The organism is Herpetosiphon geysericola (assembly GCF_001306135.1).
Classification (GTDB): Bacteria; Chloroflexota; Chloroflexia; order Chloroflexales; family Herpetosiphonaceae; genus Herpetosiphon; species Herpetosiphon geysericola.
The window spans coordinates 317,219-336,639 of sequence record NZ_LGKP01000022.1; the positions used below are offsets into that span (position 1 = coordinate 317,219).

General features: G+C 51.7%; 19 protein-coding genes. 5 read left to right on the forward strand and 14 right to left on the reverse strand.

Annotation, left to right across the window (positions count from 1 at the left end; translation table 11 throughout):
- The first annotated feature begins 70 nt into the window (after positions 1 to 70).
- The 4 genes from SE18_RS28160 (at position 71) to SE18_RS14215 (ending at position 5,480) form a co-directional block, all read left to right on the forward strand.
- On the forward strand, positions 71 to 235 hold the full coding sequence (locus SE18_RS28160) for an RNA ligase family protein (RefSeq protein ID WP_201783496.1): 165 nt from the start codon (positions 71 to 73) through the stop codon (positions 233 to 235).
- Positions 222 to 611, forward strand: a complete 390-nt coding sequence (locus SE18_RS14205) for an RNA ligase family protein (RefSeq protein ID WP_201783497.1) — start codon at positions 222 to 224, stop codon at positions 609 to 611. Before SE18_RS28160 ends, SE18_RS14205 begins: the two co-directional genes overlap by 14 nt.
- Positions 612 to 865: 254 nt before the next feature.
- The gene (locus SE18_RS14210) at positions 866 to 2,950 is read left to right on the forward strand and encodes a glycosyl hydrolase (RefSeq protein WP_054535128.1); all 2,085 of its coding nucleotides are present in this window, start codon (positions 866 to 868) and stop codon (positions 2,948 to 2,950) included.
- 394 nt (positions 2,951 to 3,344) lie between these two features.
- Positions 3,345 to 5,480: a sensor histidine kinase gene (locus tag SE18_RS14215; RefSeq protein ID WP_054535129.1), complete on the forward strand. Its 2,136-nt coding sequence runs from the start codon at positions 3,345 to 3,347 to the stop codon at positions 5,478 to 5,480.
- Positions 5,481 to 5,484: 4 nt separating this feature from the next.
- On the opposite strand, the gene SE18_RS14220 is transcribed toward SE18_RS14215, so the two are convergent.
- The 8 genes from SE18_RS14220 to SE18_RS14255 all read right to left on the reverse strand — a co-directional run bounded on the left by SE18_RS14220 (position 5,485) and on the right by SE18_RS14255 (position 13,570).
- A complete protein-coding gene (locus SE18_RS14220) occupies positions 5,485 to 6,738 on the reverse strand; it encodes a glycosyltransferase (protein ID WP_054535130.1) in 1,254 nt (417 codons plus the stop codon).
- A 235-nt stretch (positions 6,739 to 6,973) separates the two neighbouring features.
- Positions 6,974 to 8,563, reverse strand: a complete 1,590-nt coding sequence (locus SE18_RS14225) for a glycerol-3-phosphate dehydrogenase/oxidase (RefSeq protein ID WP_054535131.1) — start codon at positions 8,561 to 8,563, stop codon at positions 6,974 to 6,976.
- Entirely contained in the window at positions 8,560 to 10,161 is a 1,602-nt protein-coding gene (locus SE18_RS14230; protein WP_054535132.1) for an FAD-binding oxidoreductase, read from the reverse strand. The genes SE18_RS14225 and SE18_RS14230 overlap by 4 nt, the downstream gene beginning before the upstream one ends.
- A gap of 18 nt (positions 10,162 to 10,179) precedes the next feature.
- Positions 10,180 to 10,875, reverse strand: a complete 696-nt coding sequence (fadR, locus tag SE18_RS14235) for a fatty acid metabolism transcriptional regulator FadR (protein ID WP_054535133.1) — start codon at positions 10,873 to 10,875, stop codon at positions 10,180 to 10,182.
- 488 nt (positions 10,876 to 11,363) lie between these two features.
- Positions 11,364 to 12,434 (reverse strand): GH39 family glycosyl hydrolase, encoded by a 1,071-nt coding sequence (locus SE18_RS14240; RefSeq protein ID WP_201783498.1) that lies wholly within the window; start codon positions 12,432 to 12,434, stop codon positions 11,364 to 11,366.
- Between the two features lie 42 nt (positions 12,435 to 12,476).
- Positions 12,477 to 12,815 (reverse strand): hypothetical protein, encoded by a 339-nt coding sequence (locus SE18_RS27185; protein WP_054535135.1) that lies wholly within the window; start codon positions 12,813 to 12,815, stop codon positions 12,477 to 12,479.
- Between the two features lie 87 nt (positions 12,816 to 12,902).
- On the reverse strand, positions 12,903 to 13,127 hold the full coding sequence (locus SE18_RS14250; RefSeq protein WP_054535136.1) for a hypothetical protein: 225 nt from the start codon (positions 13,125 to 13,127) through the stop codon (positions 12,903 to 12,905).
- Positions 13,124 to 13,570 (reverse strand): NADAR family protein, encoded by a 447-nt coding sequence (locus tag SE18_RS14255; protein WP_054535137.1) that lies wholly within the window; start codon positions 13,568 to 13,570, stop codon positions 13,124 to 13,126. The genes SE18_RS14250 and SE18_RS14255 overlap by 4 nt, the downstream gene beginning before the upstream one ends.
- A gap of 231 nt (positions 13,571 to 13,801) precedes the next feature.
- On the opposite strand from SE18_RS14255, the gene SE18_RS27830 reads away from it, so the two are divergent.
- Complete coding sequence (locus SE18_RS27830; protein ID WP_054535138.1) at positions 13,802 to 14,335, forward strand: TM2 domain-containing protein; 534 nt, start codon at positions 13,802 to 13,804, stop codon at positions 14,333 to 14,335.
- Positions 14,336 to 14,440: 105 nt separating this feature from the next.
- Here the strand turns inward: SE18_RS27830 and SE18_RS14265 are convergent, their stop codons facing one another.
- From SE18_RS14265 to SE18_RS14290, 6 genes are all read right to left on the reverse strand, one after another.
- A complete protein-coding gene (locus SE18_RS14265; RefSeq protein WP_054535139.1) occupies positions 14,441 to 15,079 on the reverse strand; it encodes an ABC transporter permease in 639 nt (212 codons plus the stop codon).
- Complete coding sequence (locus SE18_RS14270) at positions 15,063 to 16,037, reverse strand: ABC transporter ATP-binding protein (RefSeq protein ID WP_054535140.1); 975 nt, start codon at positions 16,035 to 16,037, stop codon at positions 15,063 to 15,065. Before SE18_RS14270 ends, SE18_RS14265 begins: the two co-directional genes overlap by 17 nt.
- Before the next feature lie 70 nt (positions 16,038 to 16,107).
- Entirely contained in the window at positions 16,108 to 17,052 is a 945-nt protein-coding gene (locus SE18_RS14275; protein ID WP_054535141.1) for a glycine betaine ABC transporter substrate-binding protein, read from the reverse strand.
- 21 nt (positions 17,053 to 17,073) lie between these two features.
- Positions 17,074 to 17,727: an ABC transporter permease gene (locus SE18_RS14280; protein WP_054535142.1), complete on the reverse strand. Its 654-nt coding sequence runs from the start codon at positions 17,725 to 17,727 to the stop codon at positions 17,074 to 17,076.
- A 61-nt stretch (positions 17,728 to 17,788) separates the two neighbouring features.
- Positions 17,789 to 18,175, reverse strand: a complete 387-nt coding sequence (locus SE18_RS14285) for a lipoprotein (RefSeq protein WP_054535143.1) — start codon at positions 18,173 to 18,175, stop codon at positions 17,789 to 17,791.
- 133 nt (positions 18,176 to 18,308) lie between these two features.
- Positions 18,309 to 19,418, reverse strand: coding sequence for a S1C family serine protease (locus tag SE18_RS14290; protein WP_054535144.1), 1,110 nt, complete (start codon positions 19,416 to 19,418; stop codon positions 18,309 to 18,311).
- Between the last annotated feature and the right edge of the window lie 3 nt (positions 19,419 to 19,421).

A 19,421-nucleotide genomic window follows, 5' to 3' on the forward strand; every position in this document is an offset into this window, starting at 1 on the left:
ACCTGCGAATGATTACGTCCCAACTACTTCAGCCTATGCTAGGCAACGTTGAACTATTATGAGGTGCACGATGAGTGATGAGTTTGTAGCCTTTCCCAAAATTGCCCGCCTAGCGCGCCAAGTTATTGTGACCGAGAAAATTGATGGCACCAACACCTGTATTTTGATCAACCAACAGGGCGAGATTCGGGCTGGCAGCAGGAGCCGCTGGATAACCGTTGATGATGATAAATAACTATGGCTTTGCCGCGTGGGTTGCTGCCAACCACACTGTGCTGCTTGAACTGGGCGTTGGTACGCACCATGGCGAATGGTTTGGCCATAGTGTTGGCAAGCGCCAATATGGGTTGAACGAACGGCGCTTTGCCTTGTTTAATACTTCGCGCTGGAACGCCGAGAATCGACCTGCTTGCTGCGAGGTTGTGCCGGTGCTCTACGATGGTTTGTTTGATACTACTGCCATCGAGGCATGCCTAGAAGATTTGCGCGTCAATGGCAGCCGCATGGTTCCTGGCTTTATGCAGCCCGAAGGCGTGATTATCTATCACACTGCTGCCAACAGCTTTTTCAAGAAAACCATGCCCAACGATGGAGCTAAAGGCAACATTTAACCAATAAACATCGATCTTAATCAAACAGGCGCGCGATCAAGCTTGATCGCGCGCCTTTATACAGTCAAATTCTAAAGAAATACTTAAGATTTTAATTGACTCTTTACAAATTTATACTATTATCGCTGCTGGGAATGTTCCTGCATTCGCTCTGACTCTTGGCCATTCGCAGGTGTAGCCATCGCATCCTAGCCTCGTTCTATCCACGATTAATACCCAATGCTGAGTGTCCTCAATCAAAGGAGATTGTCGCTATGTGGTCGAACCTAAGCCGTTCGCGGTCGTTGTTGACCATTGCGCTCCTTGGGGTCTTGCTTGGTTCACTGAGTTTGTTACCAACGCACACCACCAAGGCCGCAATTACCGCCTATCAAGCCGCCGATCCGAATCTTGCCCCGTATGCCCAAAATGTGCTCGATCGTTTCGTTCAATACAAAGGTCAGTATTGGCTCGGCGGTCAGCAAGAAGTCCACTGGGATAACGCTCGCAAAGACGAAATGTCGAACGCAGTCTATGCCCGTACCAATCCACAACGTTACCCCGCCCTGCGTGGCTGGGATTTTCCCATCGGCGGCGCATTGCCCAACGATGGCCAATGGATGATCGATGCGATCATCAGCGATTGGACTAACGCTAAAGTTATTCCAACCATCAGCCAACACTGGACACCTCTCGCTAGCCAAGGCACCAACCACCAAGATATGTTCACCGTGGTTGATATTGATCGTATGTTTGTTGATGGCACTGCTGAGCGCAATAATTATCTGATTTGGCTTGATAATATTGCCGATGATTTGCAACAACTCGAAGATGCCAACGTGCCAGTGCTGTGGCGACCCTACCACGAGGCTGGTGGCGGTTGGTTCTGGTGGGATAAAGATAACGGCGCGACCAACTATCGCCGCCTCTGGGATGATATGTTCAGCTATTTGGTGACCACTCGTGGCCTGCACAACTTGATCTGGGTTTGGACACCTGGGGTCAAAGGGGTCAGTACCGCTTGGTATCCCGCTGGCCAAGCAGATATTTTGGGCAGCGATGTCTATAATGAAACCTCGGGTAACTATGTCAGCTGGTACGAAGATCTTGGCCGTTTTTCGCAAACCAAGATTAAAGCCCTCAGCGAAACCGACTATATGATGGACCCAGCGCTTTTGAGCAGCGCCCCCTTCGCCTACTTTATGATCTGGCACACCGATATGTTTTATCGCAACACTGATAGCCGGATTCAAAGCACCTATGCCCACTGGGCAACCTTGAATCGAACCAATGTTGGTCAACTTTGGAATGGCACGCTTGGGAGCGCTCCCACGGCAACGCCAGGTACGCCAAGCCCAACGCCATTGCCCGGCATCGTGGTGAGCGATTTTGAAGATGGCACGCTCCAAGGCTGGACTGGCTCGAATTTGGTTTCTGGGCCAGTTGTCACTACTGATTGGGCAGCCAATGGCCAACGCGGCATCAAAGCCCAAGTTGATTTGGCCGCGACGCCAGCAGCAATTCAGCTGCCAATTCAGCTCAACTTGGCTGGTCAATCACGGATTCAAATTCGCTTGAGTGCCCAAAATGTTGGGAACGGTCTCAATGCCAAGCTCTACATCAAAACTGGCAGCGCTTGGCATTGGAAAGATAGCGGCACGGTGCTGCTTGATTCAGGCACCAGCTTGCTGACGATTGAATTAGCTGGCGTGCCAGATATTAACCAAGTGCGCGAGTTGGGGGTTGAATTCAATGCCTTGACTGGCAACACTGGCACGGCAACGATCTATGCCGATTATTTGACGGTTGGCGTGATCAATAGCAGCCAACCAACCCCAACCTCGGGGCCAAGCGCCACGGCTACGCGCACGCCAACCCAAGCGCCAACCGCCACTTCAACCAGCATTCCAACCGCAACCAGCACGCCAACTCAAGGCCCAACTTCGACGGCAACCAGCATTCCAACGGCGACTTCAACCAGCGTGCCAACCGCAACCAGCACGCCAACTCAAGTGCCAAGCGCCACGCCAACCAGCACTGGCGGCGCTTGCAAGGTTGATTTCAAGCTTGCCAGCCAATGGGGTTCTGGCTTCGTTGCCGATGTAACCGTAACCAACTTGCAAGCAAGTGCCTTGAATGGCTGGAATGTCAAGTTCAACTTGCCCAACGGCCAGACCATCAGCAACCTGTGGAATGGCACGGTCAGCCAAACTGGCAGCGCAGTCACGGTCAGTAACGCTGGCTGGAACGGCAACCTTGCAGGCAATGGTGGCAGCGTCAACTTTGGTTTCCAAGGGGTTGGCAGCCCACCAAGTTTGGCCAGCAGCGCCTTCCAACTCAATGGCGTAACCTGCCAATAAACTAAATTGCAACTCACCAACGACGATCTCAGGAATGGGATCGTCGTTGGCATTTAAGCACCTCGATCATTACTCGTAGACTTTTGTTGGCCTGTACTACGGGAAGAGTTGGTTTGATAAGGATAGATTATTAATCTCTCTATGCTTGAGCCAAGCAATGACTGGTTCATCGCTCGATGATTACTATCCATTTGATGTCATTTAGGGGGTGTAGGGGGATGAAAACCCACTACGTTTCCCGCCTTGAGGCGGGACGGAAGGGTGGTGAAAATTGAACGATTCCGATAACCAATCCTTGGATAATAATCTATGGAGCCGAGAGAAGGAAGGTTTTGCACCTAGGTGCTAGCTTGCAGCTGGTATGATGAAATCATTGGTTTATAGGTAGCACTCAATGATTTTTATTCTGCAATCGATTGCCCTCGCAATTTCCATTTTTAATGCAATTATCTGTTTATGGCTGGGTATGACTGTGACGCTTGATGGCGGGCGTGAGCGTGGCCCACGTTTGGCAGCAGCAGGTTTATTGATGGCTGGCGTGTTCTTTTTGATTCACGCCGCGATCATTGGCCGTGGTCCGCCGGTGGTTGATGTTGGCTTGCCCTTTTGGTGGCGGGTCATCAGCGTGGTTTCGCTGCTCGCGCCCTATGCCTGGTATGCCACAATGATTTGGTATACGGGAGTGAGCGGCAAGAGCCTGCGCATTCATAAATTGCTGCTCTTTACGATGGGCATTTTTATTGGGATTTTGGGCTTGGTGCTGACCGCAATTTACCCGCTGCCCCAAGAAGCCCGCATTTTGGCCCTGAAATTCGTCCCAGCATGGCTGGTTGCTAACTTACCATTTATCGTGGCGGGCTATCTTTTGGCCTTGATAATGTGTTTTAGCTTGCCAATTCATGCTCTGCTGACTGGCCCCGGGCGGCGCAATAACCTGCCGCATCAAGCGTGGTTGCGGGTGCGCTCGTGGCTAATTCGCACTTCATTGCTTGGTTTGCTGGCGGGAATTGTGGCCCTGATCGGCGCGGTGGTGGTGTTTTCGCAAGGCTCCTCGGTGCGCACGCCAGAGGTGGCATGGCTCGCCGATCGGGCAATCGAGCTGTTTTTTCAATTAGATGTGATGGTGCTGATTGTGGTTGCCGCAGCCTTGGGTGCTGCTGGCCAAGCCATGGGTGCCTATGCGGCCTTTACCGATCGGCCCTTGCCGCAGTGGAATCGCATCGATCAATGGCGTTGGTTGGTGGCAATTGCTGGCGGTTTTGCCTTGATGGTCGGCGTTAGTTCTGCCTTGCAAGTTGCCTCGATCTATATTGTGTTGTTTGCTACAACCTTGGCCTCGTTGGCCTATGGCTTGTTGAGTTGGCGCTATCGGGTGGAGCACGAGGCCTTTATGGAACGCTTGCGGCCTTTCGTCGGCAGTTTGCACTTTCAAGATCGTTTGCTTGATGGCGGAGCCAGCCTTTCGGCTTCAGTCGAGGGCTTGGTCGAGGCGATTAGCCGCGATGTGTTGCGCGCCGAACGAGCATGTTTGTTGCTGCGTGATGCAGTACCTGGCTTGCCTAAGGTGATTAGCTATCATTGGGGCCAAACGCCAACCCCCATCCTTGAGCAATTGCCAATTTCCTCAGAACGCCGTACTTCGGGGATTCAATTAAAAGCTCAAAGTGGCGCTGAATGGGCCATTCCATTGTGGGATGGGCGCGGTTTGGCTGGGGCCTTGGTGCTTGGCTCGCCCCAAAGCGGCGCGGTTTATAGCGAGGAATTAATGGAAGTTGCGGCGGCATGCTGCGCCCGTTTAACCGATGCCTTGGCTGGCGAACGGGCGGCGCGCATGTTGGGCGATGTGTTGCGCCAGCGAATTGCTGAAGTCAAAGTGTTGGGCAGCCAAGGCCGCCGCACCTTGCACGACGATGTGTTGCCGCAAATTCACGCCGCGCTGATTCATTTGAGCGCGGTTTCGGCCAACGATCCACTGGCCCAACAAACGATTCAGGCTTTATCCGAGGCCCATACCAAGCTTTCGGCGCTGATTCGCTCGTTGCCACCTGCAACCCCGCATCGTTTGGCCCAAGGTGGCTTGGCGCAAACCTTGCACGATATGGTTTTAGTTGATTTTGGCAATGCCTTTGATCAGGTAACTTATCGCGTTGCACCCGCTGCTGAAGCCCGTTTGGCTGATACACCGCAGTTTATTGGCGAAGTGATTAGCTATGCGTTGCAAGAAACATTGCGCAATGCAGCCCGCCATGCCCGAGGCAACGACCCACGCCGTCACTTAAATCTTAATGTTCAGATCGATTGGCAACATGGCTTGGTGGTCGATATTTGCGACGATGGCGTGGGCATGAGCGCAAATCCATCAAGCTCTGCTGGCAGCGGCAGCGGCCTGCGCTTACATCGCGGCTTGTTGATGGTGATTGGCGGCAGTCTGACAATTTCCACTCCTGCCCAAGGCGGCACCCAGATTCATATGCAAGTGCCTGAAGAGTTGTGGAATTTGCCAGTGCTTGAGCCAGAAGAAATTGCCTGAATACTTAGCGACCTAATACCCGATGAATCTGATCGATTGCCTGGGCCGTGCCATGCTCAGCTTGAATCTGCTCGCCAAGCTGGGCTGCGCGCTCGCGAATCGCTGTTTGCTTGGTTACCTGATTGATTGCCGCAACCAAGCGCTCGAGCGTCAGTTGCTTGCGCGGAATGGGCGCAGAACCCACGCCAAGTTCAGCAACCCGCCGCCCCCAGAATGGTTGATCGAAGGAAAATGGCACCACGATTGATGGCTTGCCACTGCGTAAGGCCGCACCAGTTGTGCCAGCACCGCCATGATGTACAATCGCCGCCATTTGGGGGAAAAGCCAATAATGCGGGACATCCTTAACGAACAATAGCTGATCGTTGGCATCCGTCGTTTCACCTAAAGCTCCCCAACCGCCAGCTAAAATTCCCCGTTGGCCAGTGCGCGCTAATGCCTCGCTCACAAGGTTGGTCAATGTTTGTGGATCGCCGCCCATCATGCTGCCAAAGCCAATATAAATCGGCGCCGACCCAGCAGCGAGAAAATCGGTTAGTTCAGCTGGTGGCGACCAGTCGCTAGGCGGCGGCAGAAACCAAAATCCTGTAACTTTGTGTTGATCAGGCCAGTCGTTTGGGCGAGGTACCACATAGTTGCTATAGCCATGCAGCCGCAACGCAACCTGCCCACGAATCTTGGCAAATGGGCTACCAAATCCATACGATCGCAAGCCAAGCACCTGCGTTCGCACCCGATTGACGGTCGGTCGGAAAACTTGCCAAAACATTTGCTCAAACCCAAGGTGGGTCAGATAGTTGGCAAAGCCACCAAGTTTCAGCCAGCTGGGGGCAATCGGCGATGGAAACGATCTAGTTGGAGTTACAGGTTGCAACACAGCTTCGATAAACGGCACCCCGACTTTTTCGGCGAAGCTGGCAGTTTGGGGGCCAGTGCCAATGATGCAATCAGTATCTTGGCATGCCTGCAAGGTTTCGTGGGCAACTTGCTCAATCAGCTCATTCAGTTCATTGTGCAAGCTTTTCAACAAACGGATCGAATTGTTCGATTTGGATAAACTTGCCATTCGTTCGCGCAAATAGGCTTGAAGATCAACCCCAACCGAGGCAAACGGCACTCCTGCTGCTTGGCTCAAATCGGCAAAATTGGCAGGGCCAATCAGCTTAACGGTATGCCCAACGTGCTGTAATGCCCGGCCAAGCGCCAAATAGGGCTGCACATCACCCCGCGAACCGTAACTCACAATCGTAATATCCATCGACGACACCTCATGTCTAGGCTATGTATGGATCGGTTTCGCTTGCTTACTATGTAACAAATATCACAATCTAGGGCAGGTGTCTAGGATAAAGCGAGGAATTGGTTGGGAAAATAAAAAAGCGTTTTAAACCACAAACGGCTCGCATAATGGAGCCGCTTGTGGGAGAGAAGAGAGAGGAGAAGGTTTGATTGCATTATAGCTTGCTTCTCTGTATTGTCAAATTAGAGCAACATTAATGAGCCGCGCTTGGCAACCCATAATGCTGCACAATGAGTTGTTGATAATCATGCCACTCGCTTGCCCAGCGCTGTGCATCCCAGCCCAATTCCTCAGTGCAGATTGCTTGAATTTGGGCCTGATAGGTTGCTGCGCCATTTGGCAGCAACATACCCAATCGGCTGCGACGCAACAGCAAATCGCCCAAATTCGTCACTGCTTCGTAGCGCGCGGCCCAGCGCATTTCGGCCCATAAACTTGGCAAGCCTTCGATGGCCGCAAACTCATGGGCTGGGAGTGCTTGTAGCATTGCTGGCGCTTCGGCGGCATAGCGCCCCAACAAGCGTTGCTTGATCGGCAACGCTAGCTTGCCAGCCAAATCAGCTGGCGCAGGATTGAGCCGTGGTGCATGCGGCCAAAGCTTGATTTGGGGCAAGCGTTGGCGTAAAAGCTTTAATGCTTCTAGCGCAATGAGGCGAAAGGTAGTTAATTTGCCTCCGGTTACGGTAAGCAGCCCTTGCTCTTGCCACAACACATAATCGCGCGATTCCTTGGATGGATCACTGGCTCCCGTATCGACCACAGGCCGCACCCCGCTCCAGGTTGAAATGACCTGCTCTGAAGTTAAACCCAAACTTGGAAAGGCTGTTTGCACCGCTTCGAGCAAATAGGCAACTTCAGCAGGGCTGATACTTGGCTCTTGCCATAAATCTGGCTCGTGATCAAGATCGGTTGTACCAACGATGCTCACCCCTTCCCACGGCACAAAAAAGACTGGCCGCCGATCGCGGGGATGCTCAAGATTAATCGCTTGGGCCAGCGGTAAGGCTGCTTGGGCAAATACTAAGTGGCTGCCGCGCAACGGGCGCATTTTAGCTGGCGCTTGAATCTGTTGCCGCAACTGATCAACCCAAACCCCAGTTGCATTGATAACTGCTTTGGCTTTGAGGGTTTGCTCACGGTCGCTAAGTTGATCGCGCACCACAACGCCGACAACTTGCTCAGCTTCACGAACTAATTGGGTAACTGCTGCATAATTTAATAAGCTTGCACCTGCTGCCGCTGCTTCGCGCAAAATCCGCAAAACCAACCGCGCATCATCGGTTTGAGCATCGCTGTAGCGCAAACCAGCCGCTAGTTTGGTCTCATCGAGGTAGGGCGCAAGCAAACGCAAATTGGGCAGGCTCAAATAATGGGCTTCACTGCGGCGAGCCAAGGCATCGTAGGCCAATAATCCCGCCTGATACACCCAGCGCTTCAGTGGTTTGCCTTGGGGCAGCCCAATCAAAAAGCCCAGCGGCTCCACTAACCCAGGTGCTTCATTCAAAAGTTGTTCGCGCTCAATCACCGAATCGTAGGTTACCCGCACTTGGCCTTGAGCCAAATAGCGTAAGCCACCATGCACTAATTTGGATGAGCGGCTTGAGGTTCCCCAAGCAAAATCGCGGGCTTCGAGCAAGAGCACGTTGAGACCAGCGCGGGTTGCTTCGCGCAATAAACCTGCTCCAGTGATGCCCCCGCCAATGATAATCACATCCCATTCTTGCTGTAGCTCGCTCCATGTGCGTTCGCGCCAAGCAGCATTCCATTGCAAACGTGGGTTCATTGGCCGTCCTCATATAATTTGGCGGGGTTTAGCAAGCCCTGCGGGTCAAAATGGTGGCCAAGTTGTTGCAACGCAGCAATTCCCAAACTCCCTTTTTCAGCCTCAAGATAAGGCCGATGATCAAGCCCCACGCCATGTTGATGACTGATCGTGCCGCCTGCTGCCACAATTGCTTGGCTGGCAGCGGTTTTGAGTTTTTGCCAATGCGCCATGGTTGTTTGGGCAGTGTCGCCCAGCCGAAACACATAGGTGGTGTAAATGCTTGAGCCTGTGGGGTAGAAATGCGAAAGATGGGTGAACACATGCACCTGTTCGTGCTCAGCGGCTAAGCCATTGCGCAGGCTATGTTCAAGCTGCTGTAATAATGGGTTGACGTTTTCCCATGTTGTGGCGGTTTCGACCGTATCCACGCCATAGCCCAGCTCCCAAAGCCGATTGCGCAGATAGGGCGCACGAAAACGGCCAGCTTGCCACGCTTTGCCAAAGCTTTGGCCAATATGCACCCCGCCGTGTTGGCGAGCCAAGCCTAAAACAGCGTCACGGCTGAGCGCAACTTGGGCTTTGCTGCCGATGAATCCAACCAGCAGCATGCATTTTTCGGCTCCAACGCCACGCAATTTTAAAAAGCCTTCTAGCAGGCCAATTGCCCGTTCGTGGCCCGCTAAAGCCAAATTGGTCATGGTTTCGGTGGGCGTGCTCAGGCGCAGCATTCCCAATGGCACATGAGCTTGGACAATCGCCCGCGCCGCAGTTTGGGCTTGCTGCCAATTAGCAAAGAAGATCGCATGCACTACATCAAGCGCGGGAATTGGCCGAATTCGCACCGTGGCTTCGGTGATAATGCCATAGCGACCTTCGGAACCAAGCAGCATTTCGCGCAGGTCGGGGCCAGCAGCCGAAGCAGGAAAGGGTGCTAATTCGAGCGCGCCTTGGGGTGTTTCAATGCGTCCGCCAGCCCATAATTGCTCAATTCGCCCAAAACCAAGCGATTGCTGGCCACTTGAGCGTGTGGCAATCCAGCCGCCAAGCGTGGAAAGCTCAAACGATTGGGGAAAATGGCCGAGCGTAAAGCCCAAGGCCCGCAATTGGGCTTCGAGATCAGGGCCTTTGATACCAGCACCAAAACGAGCTAAGCGCGCCGTTGGATTAATATCGAGCAAGCGATTGAGCTTGGCAAGGCTAACGGTCAAAATTGGCCGCTCGCCTGCAACTGGGTTGATATGGCCCGCTACGCTTGTGCCGCCGCCATAGGGAATCACGGTGATGTTATTGGCGCTGGCCCAATCGAGCAACGAGCGCACGTCCTGACTGGTTTGTGGCAAGGCCACGCCATCAGGAATTTGGCCCAAATCACCGCTGCGAGTGGCTACTAAATCAGCAAAGCTCTGGCCGCGTGCATGGCGAATCCGCAGTTCAGGATCGGTGCTAATCAGATCGTGCTGGGGCAAGCGTGATGCTGGCACCTTGGCCAAAACATCAGCCAAACCTACATCTTTTGGAGCTGTGCCAACCCCAATTAACTGCTTTAACAAGCCTAAAATGCCAGCTTTAACCGGATAATCTTTCGTTTCATCGCCCCAACCATTCCAACGGCGCATATTAACCCCTTTGTTCAGTTATTGATTGGTGTTTGTGCTGAATTCTTGCCAAAGCTCGATGCTTTGTTGCATGGCTGCTTGGCTCGCTTGGCGGGCAAGGGCCACATCGTGCGTCTTGGCGGCCTGCAACAGGGTTTGATAAAAACTCGCCGACTGTTGCCGCGCCTGCGCTAACTCAAAATAGTTCAAGGCCATCATGCTGTAGAAACCACGAAAGCCATTTAAAATTAAGGTATAAATTGGATTCGTCGAAGCGATCGTCAGTTGATGCTGTAATTGCCAATCGAATGCTGCATAAGCCGCAGCTGTATCAGCTAATGGCAGCGCTGTTTGCAACAAGCCCACAAGCTGCTCAGCATGGTGTTCAATTGCCATTGCAGTATAGCTTGGGGCTAAATCAAGGCGTACCGCTAGCAATTGAGGCACAATTTGGGCTGGTAGCTCGGCGCTATGCTGCACCAAACTTCGCAACACGCCTAGCCCGCCATCATGCCAAATATTGCAGACCATCGTTGGCTTGCCTTGCTGTACCACGAGCCAGCCATCACGCGCCAAGCGTTGAATTGCCTCGCGCAAGGTTGGCCGCGTAACACCTAACTGTGCGGCTAGCTCGCGCTCACTGGGCAAGCTCGTTCCTGCTGCATAGTTGCCACCAATAATTCGTTTGATCAATTGCGCTTCGCAATACGATGCAGGTCGTTGTAATTCACTCATATTCACCAACTGGTCAGACCACTTACCAGTCGAGTATAGAGAATTGTTTGTACTCTGTCAAGAGTGGGGATCGGGGTTTGGGGTTTGGGGATCGGAATCGCGTAGAACGCGAAGTTGTATTTTTTTTTCGCCACGAATTGCACGAATTCCACGAAGGAAAATGGTCGGGGGTTAGGAAATATAACGCCAATCTACGAAATAAATATTTGGGGGTACAGGGGGCTGAAAACCCCCTGTGTCTCCCGCCTTGAGGCGGGACGGAAGGGTGGTGATCCTTGATGTAACAATATGCTTTTGAGAATCTTATCAAGGACACGAAGCGCACGAAGGATAGAAACCACGAAGAACGCAAAGTTGTATTTTTTTCGCCACAGATTGGCACAGATTTTTATGATTATTTTACATTCTTTGCGCTCTGACTTCTGATTTTTGATTTCTGACTTTTGACTTTTGATTTTTGATTTTTATGTTCTATACTCTTCGCCCTTCTAATTCTGCTGGGTAAACTGCTGCACAGCATAATAAATAGCCTTTGGTGTGCCATCAGGAGCCACAAACGTATAATTATCAGCATAGGTATAGGTCAAATTGGGCAACGAGAATTGCCAAAAACCAACCGTTTGCATCCATGGCCAATGCTTTTCGGCCCATGTATAGGCGGCAATTGTATTTTGCACCCGAATTGGCGGCGGCACCGCGTTGGGCCAGCGCGGATGGTCGTTCCAGCCGCCTTCGGTAATATAAAATGGCACATCATAGCCTGCCTTCACTACCAAAGCATGAATGAGTTCTGTGCGGCGAAAGTTGGTAGTGCTTGGCTCGGGCGCTTGATCAGCAGGGTTGATCGCGCCATAGGCATGCACCGAAACTGCATCAAACGGTGGTTTTTCAGCTAAACATACTTCTAAAAAACTCAGATCATTAACACTCAATGTTTGGGGATCAATCGGCCCAGTCGGGCCTCCAGGGGCCAGCCCAGCCAAGGTTATCAGCGCTTCAGGCGCAACTGCCTTAACTCGTGGATAGACTACTTTCAAAAGGTTGGCATAGGCCACTGGGTCGGGCGCACGGTCGCCCCATTCAAAGCGCAAATTTGGCTCGTTCCAGATTTGCAGCACCCGCACGCCTTGCGGCACATAGCGCTGCGCAAACGCCGCCACAAAATCTGCATAGGCTACATAGTGATTAGGATCGATATAGCGATCATTGGTGTTGGCTGGCCGCGCCCAAGCTGGCACAAAATCGAGCCGTGCAATCACGCTGAGGCCTTGGCGTTGAGCGTGGGCAATCAACATATCGCTGCCTGTCCACTCGTAGCTGTTGGCCGAACGAGGCTGAATAACCGCCCACGGAAAAAGATCGATGATTGTGGTTGCGCCCATTTCGCGCACTTGCTGCAACGTCCGCCGAATTGTCGCCTCATCCAAACCCATCAGGCGAGTGTGAATGCCAACAATTGGGTGCGTCGTTTGAACGCTCGCAGGTGCTGGCAGCTTGAATGCTGCTGGCACCCGTTGGCGATACAATTGCAACCCAGCGATGCTCAAGATTGCAAGCATCAGCATGCTTTTGATTAATAGACTGCTTGATAACCGCATGACTTAGAGCTTTTCACGCAAAATTCGCAGGCCACCGCTGCGCATCGATTCCTTACGCGAGGTCTGAATTGCATCGACCAAGGCAAAATTACCTGCTGCTTCTAATTCTTGCACCAATTGCTCAATCCCTTTGCGATCGTAGGACACGATCACTGAAGGATTGGAGATTTGGAGCGTGCCAAAGCCCCGCAATTGAATTTTGCCGCCCAGTTGATCAACCAATTCTGAGAGTCGCGCCCGAATGGCTTCGCGCTGAGCTTCAAGTTCGCTTAATTGTTCTTCGACGGCGACAAGATCGTTGCAGAGGCTTTTGAGTAACAGTTGATCAGCGGGGTTTAACATGGACCGGCTCCTTCAAAAAAACTGCTTGCGCCATCGTACATGATTCGACGATGCTTGCCAACTAGCGCTTGCTGCGCCAGCAAACGCTCAATCGATTGCTAGGCCATCATTCAAAACGGGACTGCTTGGGCTTTCGGCAACATCGACATTTGCGGCGAGCGGCGGCAACGGGCCTGCATTAATTAATTGGGTGCCGCACCAAGGGCAGTACCAATGATCGCGGGGCGGAGCATCGCCAATGCTCCACCAGCCGCTACATGCGCCACATTGAAAATGGTGTAATTGCTCGATTGAAAAATGCACATGGCTCATTCACGTTCCTCATCACGTAGGCTTTGCCGAATTTCAACTAGTAATTGCCCAAGCATATTTTTGCCTGAGCCATCGGCGCCGCAGCCCCAATAATAATCGCCTGGCGCGTTTTCGACGATTGGCTGATCGCCAGTTGCCAACAAAATGGCTCGAATATCGGCGTGGCTGCGAAATTTTGCCAACAAAGCTTGGCGCATCACGTCATCCTTGATTGCTTCCCAATCGCGGCGTAACGGTTGTTTGCGGCTACGACCCAAGCGCGCGGCAATTGCTGGCGATTTGGCTAGCCGAATAGTCGTAGCATAGTCAGTGCCAGCAAACTTTTGGGCTTGAAAATAATGCTCGCTGGTTGGCCAATAGTGGCCATCAAGTTTAAAGTCATGGACCGAAAAGTTCGAGAAACAGCCAAATTCAGCCGAAACTGCGTAAAAAGAGATTGTCATGATTGTACTCCAGGCAAACATTTGTTATGCTATTTTTGCTTGTTTGTTGCTTTGAAGCTATCTGCATGCGACCGATTTAAGCTGCATCTTGCGACGGATGGTGGGCTAGGCATTTATTGGTATGCTATGCTTGAAACAAAAGATCTGAGTAAAACGTCTTAACTACAGACACACCTTCAATCAACGTTACAATAATTTAACAGCGCGCTTGTTGGCGCTAAGGAATTTGTTATGACCCAAGCATTTTATAAAATTTGCCCAACCTGTAGCACCCAAACGCATCCTGATGTAATGTTTTGTACTAATTGTGGTGGCTCGATGCAAGGCAGCCCCCTCCATGGCGCCCAAACCGTCGCCTATCAGCAAAATCCAGCTCCAACCCCGGTTGGCTATCAACAATATGATCAGCCAGTGCAACCACCACCAATGTATCAAAACAATTATCAACAGCCAATGGTGAGCTACCAACAGCCCTACCAAGTGCCGCATGGCTACGCCCAGAGCGAAAAAAATAAAGTTGTGGCTGCTTTGTTGGCGTTCTTCTTGGGGCCATTTGGGATTCACGGTTTTTATTTGGGCAATAATCAAATGGGACTGATTTTCTTACTGTCGAATTTGATTTTTCTGCCATTAACTTGTGTGGTGATTGGCTTTTTCGGCTATGCTATAACTGGAATTATCTGTTTGGTGCAAACCGTGCTGTATCTGGTGGCCTCAGATGCTGAGTTCTATCAGAAGTATGTGGTACAAAAAAGCTGGTTCTAAACAGTTTATGGCGCTACGGCGCTGCTCGTAACTATCGTATGGTTTGGCTATAATTGGAGCTTGCGCTAGCTTGCAATTGTTGTTGCAATTTGGGCGCGGCTCCAATTATATTTTTGGGGTTAGTCGTTGCTCCAAAAGCGCCAAAAGGCCATAACACACCAAGGCTAACGCAGCAATGCTGATCGTGCCAGCCCAAATCATATCGGCGCGATCGAAGGTAATGCCTTGAAACAGCAATTGGCCCAAGCCGCCCACCCCAATCATCGCGGCAATTGAGCTAATTGCAATGCACATGATCGCTGCAATTCGCAAGCCAGCTAGCATAATTGGCAAGGCCAAGGGCAATTCAACCCGCCACCAAATTTGCCAAGCGTTCATGCCCAATCCCCGCGCTGCTTCGAGCACTGCCCGATCGATACTTTGCATGCCAACCACAATGTTGCGCACCAAAATCACTTGGGCATAGATCACCAAGGTCACAACCACGGTGGTTTTGCTTAGACCAAAGACTGCAATTAACATAATCAGCATTGCCAAACTTGGTACGGTGTAGAGAATGCTGAGCAGTGCCATGACGATGCCCGCTAACCAGCGCACCCGCACTACCAGCAAGCCCAAAGGCAAGGCAATCAGACTAGCGATCAATAAACCTAGCAGGCTAATTGTTACGTGTTGGCCGAGCAATTGCCAAATCGCTGTGCGCTCGGTCACGAGGTAGTTGAAGCCATCAACGATGTCGTTCATTGATGACCTCTGGGTGGAGATAGGCGTGAATTGCTGCCAACGAAAGCATGCCAATTGGCTGATTGTGCTCGACGACCAGCAATTGGTCGTTGCTGCTGGCCAGCAATTGATTTAAGCCATCGCGCAAATTGTGGCTACTTTCAATTGTTGTCAGGCTTGCAACGTAGCTCTTGGGCAATGGCTGGAGCACATGGCGCACCTGAATCAAGCTCAAACGGCGCAACAAATCATCGGCTCCCAGCAATTCGGCCACATATTGGTTGGCAGGGTTGCGCAATAAATTCAAGGGCGTATCGTATTGCACGATTGTGCCTTCGTGGAGAATCGCAATTTTATCGGCCAAACGCAAGGCTTCTTCAACATCGTGGGTCACAAACACAATTGTTTTATGCAGTTGCTGTTGGATACGCAGCATCTCATCTTGCAAAATTGTGCGTGTAATTGCATCGATTGCCCCAAACGGCTCATCCATCAGCATCACGCCAGGATCAGCCGCCAAGGCGCGGGCTAAACCGACCCGTTGAGCTTGGCCGCCGGAAATTTGGGCTGGGTAGCGGTGGCGAAATTGAGCGGGATCAAGCTGAATCAGGCTGAGCAATTCATCGATGCGGCTTTGGATTTTGGCCTTAGGCCAGCCGAGCAATTTAGGCACGACCGCAATATTTTCGGCCACCGTCATGTGGGGAAACAAGCCAACTTGCTGAATAACATAGCCAATCTGTTGGCGCAACTTGGTGGCATTGACCGTCTGAATATCGACTCCATCGAGCAAAATTGTGCCGCTACTTGGCTCGATGAGGCGATTGATCATCTTCATCAAGGTTGTTTTGCCACAGCCTGATGGGCCAAGCAAAATCACAAATTCGCCGCGATTGATCGTCAGCGAAATATCGGCGAGCGCCGCAGTTGTGGCCTTGGGATAGATTTTACGAACATGCTGAAACTCGATTGTGCTCACACCTGCTACTCCCTTGGGCAAAAACAGTATTGGGTAGCGGCGTTTGTAACCACTACCCAATTGAACCAACCTACTTGAGCAAGCCTTGAGCGGTTAAGAACTCTTTGGCTACATCTTCGTACTTGCGATTATTGCCACTAACTTCGAAGTTGAGTTTTTGCATGGTGGCATCATCGAGTTTCGGCGCCAAGGCGTTGAGCAATTCGGCCACTTTAGGATTGGCATCTAAGACACTTTGGCGAACCAACGGTGCGATTTGATAGGGTGGGAACATCGCGCGATCATCTTTCAAGACGACCAAGCCATAGTTGGCAATTTCGCCATCGGTGCCGAAGGCCACGACCACATCTGCATTGCCTTCGACCAAGCCCTTGTACTTGAGGCCTGGATCAACTGGCACATATTCTTTGAGTTCGAAGTTTCCATATTTGGCTTGAATGCCTGGCAAACCATCTTCGCGCTCTTGGAATTCTGGTGGGCCGATCATGCGCAATTCGCTTGCTTTGGCAGCCATATCGGAGATTGTGATAATGCCAAATTTCTGGGCGCCTTCTTTGGTCATGGCCAACGCTTGGGTGTTATTCATTGGGGCTGGGTCGAGCCACGCAATTTTGAATTGTTCAGCATAGCCCTTTTTGACCGTTTCGTAGACCGCTTTAGGATCGGTTTGGGTGGGCAATTTGAGCACGGTCAATAAACCAGTGCCCGTGTATTCGGGATAAATATCGATCTCGCCTTTTTCCATGGCTGCTTGAGCAACATCGGTTGCGCCTAAGCCAATTTTGCGCTCCACTTTGTAGCCTGCTTGCTCCAAAATGAGGGCATACATTTCGCCGACAATAAATTGCTCGGTAAAATTCTTTGAGGCAATCCGAATCACCTGATTCTCACTACCACTTGGCGCGGGAGTGCTGTTGCCGCTTGGGACGCTGGTGCTGGCTGCATTATCGCCACACGCCGCTATGATCGTCATCAAAAGCGTGAGCAACACCGTTCGCTGGATGAAACGTCGCATGAATCCTCCTGTCCAAACAAACTAAAACTGTGGTGGTCGTACCCATCGCAACAGCCCTGCCATTACGATTTCGGCCACGATGGCCAGCAATGCCACCGGAATAGCGCCAACAAGCAAAATATCGACGCGGCTCATACTAAATCCTAAGGTGATAAAACTGCCCAGCCCGCCAGCCCCAATAAAGGCTGCCAAGGTTGCGCTAGCAATCACCTCAACCAAGGCAATTCGAATGCCCGAGAGAATCACGGGCGCCGCTAAAGGCAATTCGACCCGCCATAATTGCAGCCATGCGGGCATGCCCATGGCTTTGGCTGCTTCGCGCACCGCTGGGTTGAGTGTCCGAAAAGCGGCATTGGTGTTGATCAAAATTGGCGGTAAGGCCAAAATTGTCAGCGCCACAATTGCCGAACGAATGCTCAGGCCATAGCCAGGAATAGCAACAAAGAGAAAGAGGATTGCAAGGCTTGGGATGACCCGCAGAATATTTGTGGTGTTGATCGCAAGCGCGCTAATGATGCGTGAGCGACTGCTCCACCAGCCAAATGGCAAGCCAAGCAGCAATGCAATTGCCATCGCACTGGCCACAAGCTGCCCATGCCGACTGAGTGCCGCGCTTAATCGCGCCAAATTGCGCGGCTCAAGAGCATACGCCAATGCCTGCTGAAATACACTCACACCGATTCCTCTATGCTGGAAACCTCAAAAAGCATACCACAATTTAGGCCAAAAAGTAGCTCTAAAGTGCTTGTAATAAGGCCACTAATTGATCACGCAAGTCGGATAAACCGGCGCGAACTTCTTCGGAGCTTGGCAGTTCGACACTCAAAGCTTGGCTTAGGCGATCAAATTGGGCTTGGATATTGCTGGCAATATCGGGAAAGGCGGCCTCGACGGGCACGCGTAGGGCATTCCAACCTTGTTCGACCGTGCTAAACAAGGCGCGGGTACGTTCCCAATCGTTATTGCGCACTGCTTCTTCGATGCCCGATAAACGATTAACCAAATCTTGGACTGAGGTTTCGCTTAATTGTTGAACTGTATCGGAAACTTGGGTAGCGATGCTACTACCTGAACAGCCAGCGAGCAGCAATAGCAGGCTCAGACCTACAAACCAACGACGCATTATCGACCCTCCTTTGGGTTAAGTTACGTCTGTCATTCTAAACGGTGTGTAAAGGGCAAGTGCTATGCCACAACCAAAAAGCCCCTCGCTGGCAAACGAGAGGCTTTATAACAGCATTGGGGAGATTTTCGTTTTAAGATGGACGTTCGGTGAGCGTAATTTGGACATCTTGTTGTTGACCGTTGCGCTCAATTGTAACTGTCACCGTATCGCCTGGCTTATATTGCAACAACAGGCGTTGCAATGAATGGCGTTGGGTAATTTCCTCGCCGTTGACTGCAAGAATAATATCGCCACGGCTAACCCCAGCGCGGCGGGCGGGCGTGCCTTCATCGACGTTGGTTACAAAAGCGCCCTTACCATTGGCGATGCCAAGATCGGCGGTTTCGGGCGAAAGCAGCTCGTAGCTAATACCCATGTATGGCCGAACCACTTGGCCATTGGCAATCAAGGTATCGCTGACTTCGCGCACAATATTCGATGGCACTGCAAAGCCCAAGCCTTGTGCTTCATCGATGCTGCCAATATCCCCACGAACAACCAAGGTATTGATGCCAACAATCTCGCCTTTGAGGTTGATCAGTGGGCCGCCGCTGTTGCCATGGTTAATTGCAGCATCAGTTTGAATCAAGCCTTCCATGCGATCGATGGTGCGATCGAGGGCGCTGACCACCCCAACCGTGACACTATTTTGAAATTTGCCAAGCGGGCTGCCGATGGCGACAACCGTCTCGCCAGGTTTTAATTCATCTGAATTGCCCAAGGAAATTGTGGCTGGCACTGCATCGAGCACCCGAATCACCGCAATATCCGAAAAAGCATCGGTGCCGATCAATTCTGCATTGTGGCTTGTGCCATCGGAATAGATAACTTGCAAGCGATTTTGGCCTTCAACGACGTGATTATTGGTGATGATATAGCCATCTTCGTTGATGATTGCGCCTGAGCCGCTGGCCTGACCGCCAGCAACGGTGCTGATGATTTTGACCACTGCTGGCGAGGCATTGGCAACGGTTTGGACCACCGCATCGTTACTATTGGCGACGACTGGTTGGGCCGTCAGATTTGCGTTGGTTTGGGGGTTGGCGGTGGTTGGGGTAACGTCAACCGCAGTTGCCGTTTGATCAACTTGGGCCAAGCGATAGCCTGCCACGCCCCCAACCATGCCACCACCAACCCCTGAAAGCACTAAGGCGGCAATGATCAAGCCGCCGAAACCGACGGTCCGTTTTGGATTACTCATAAC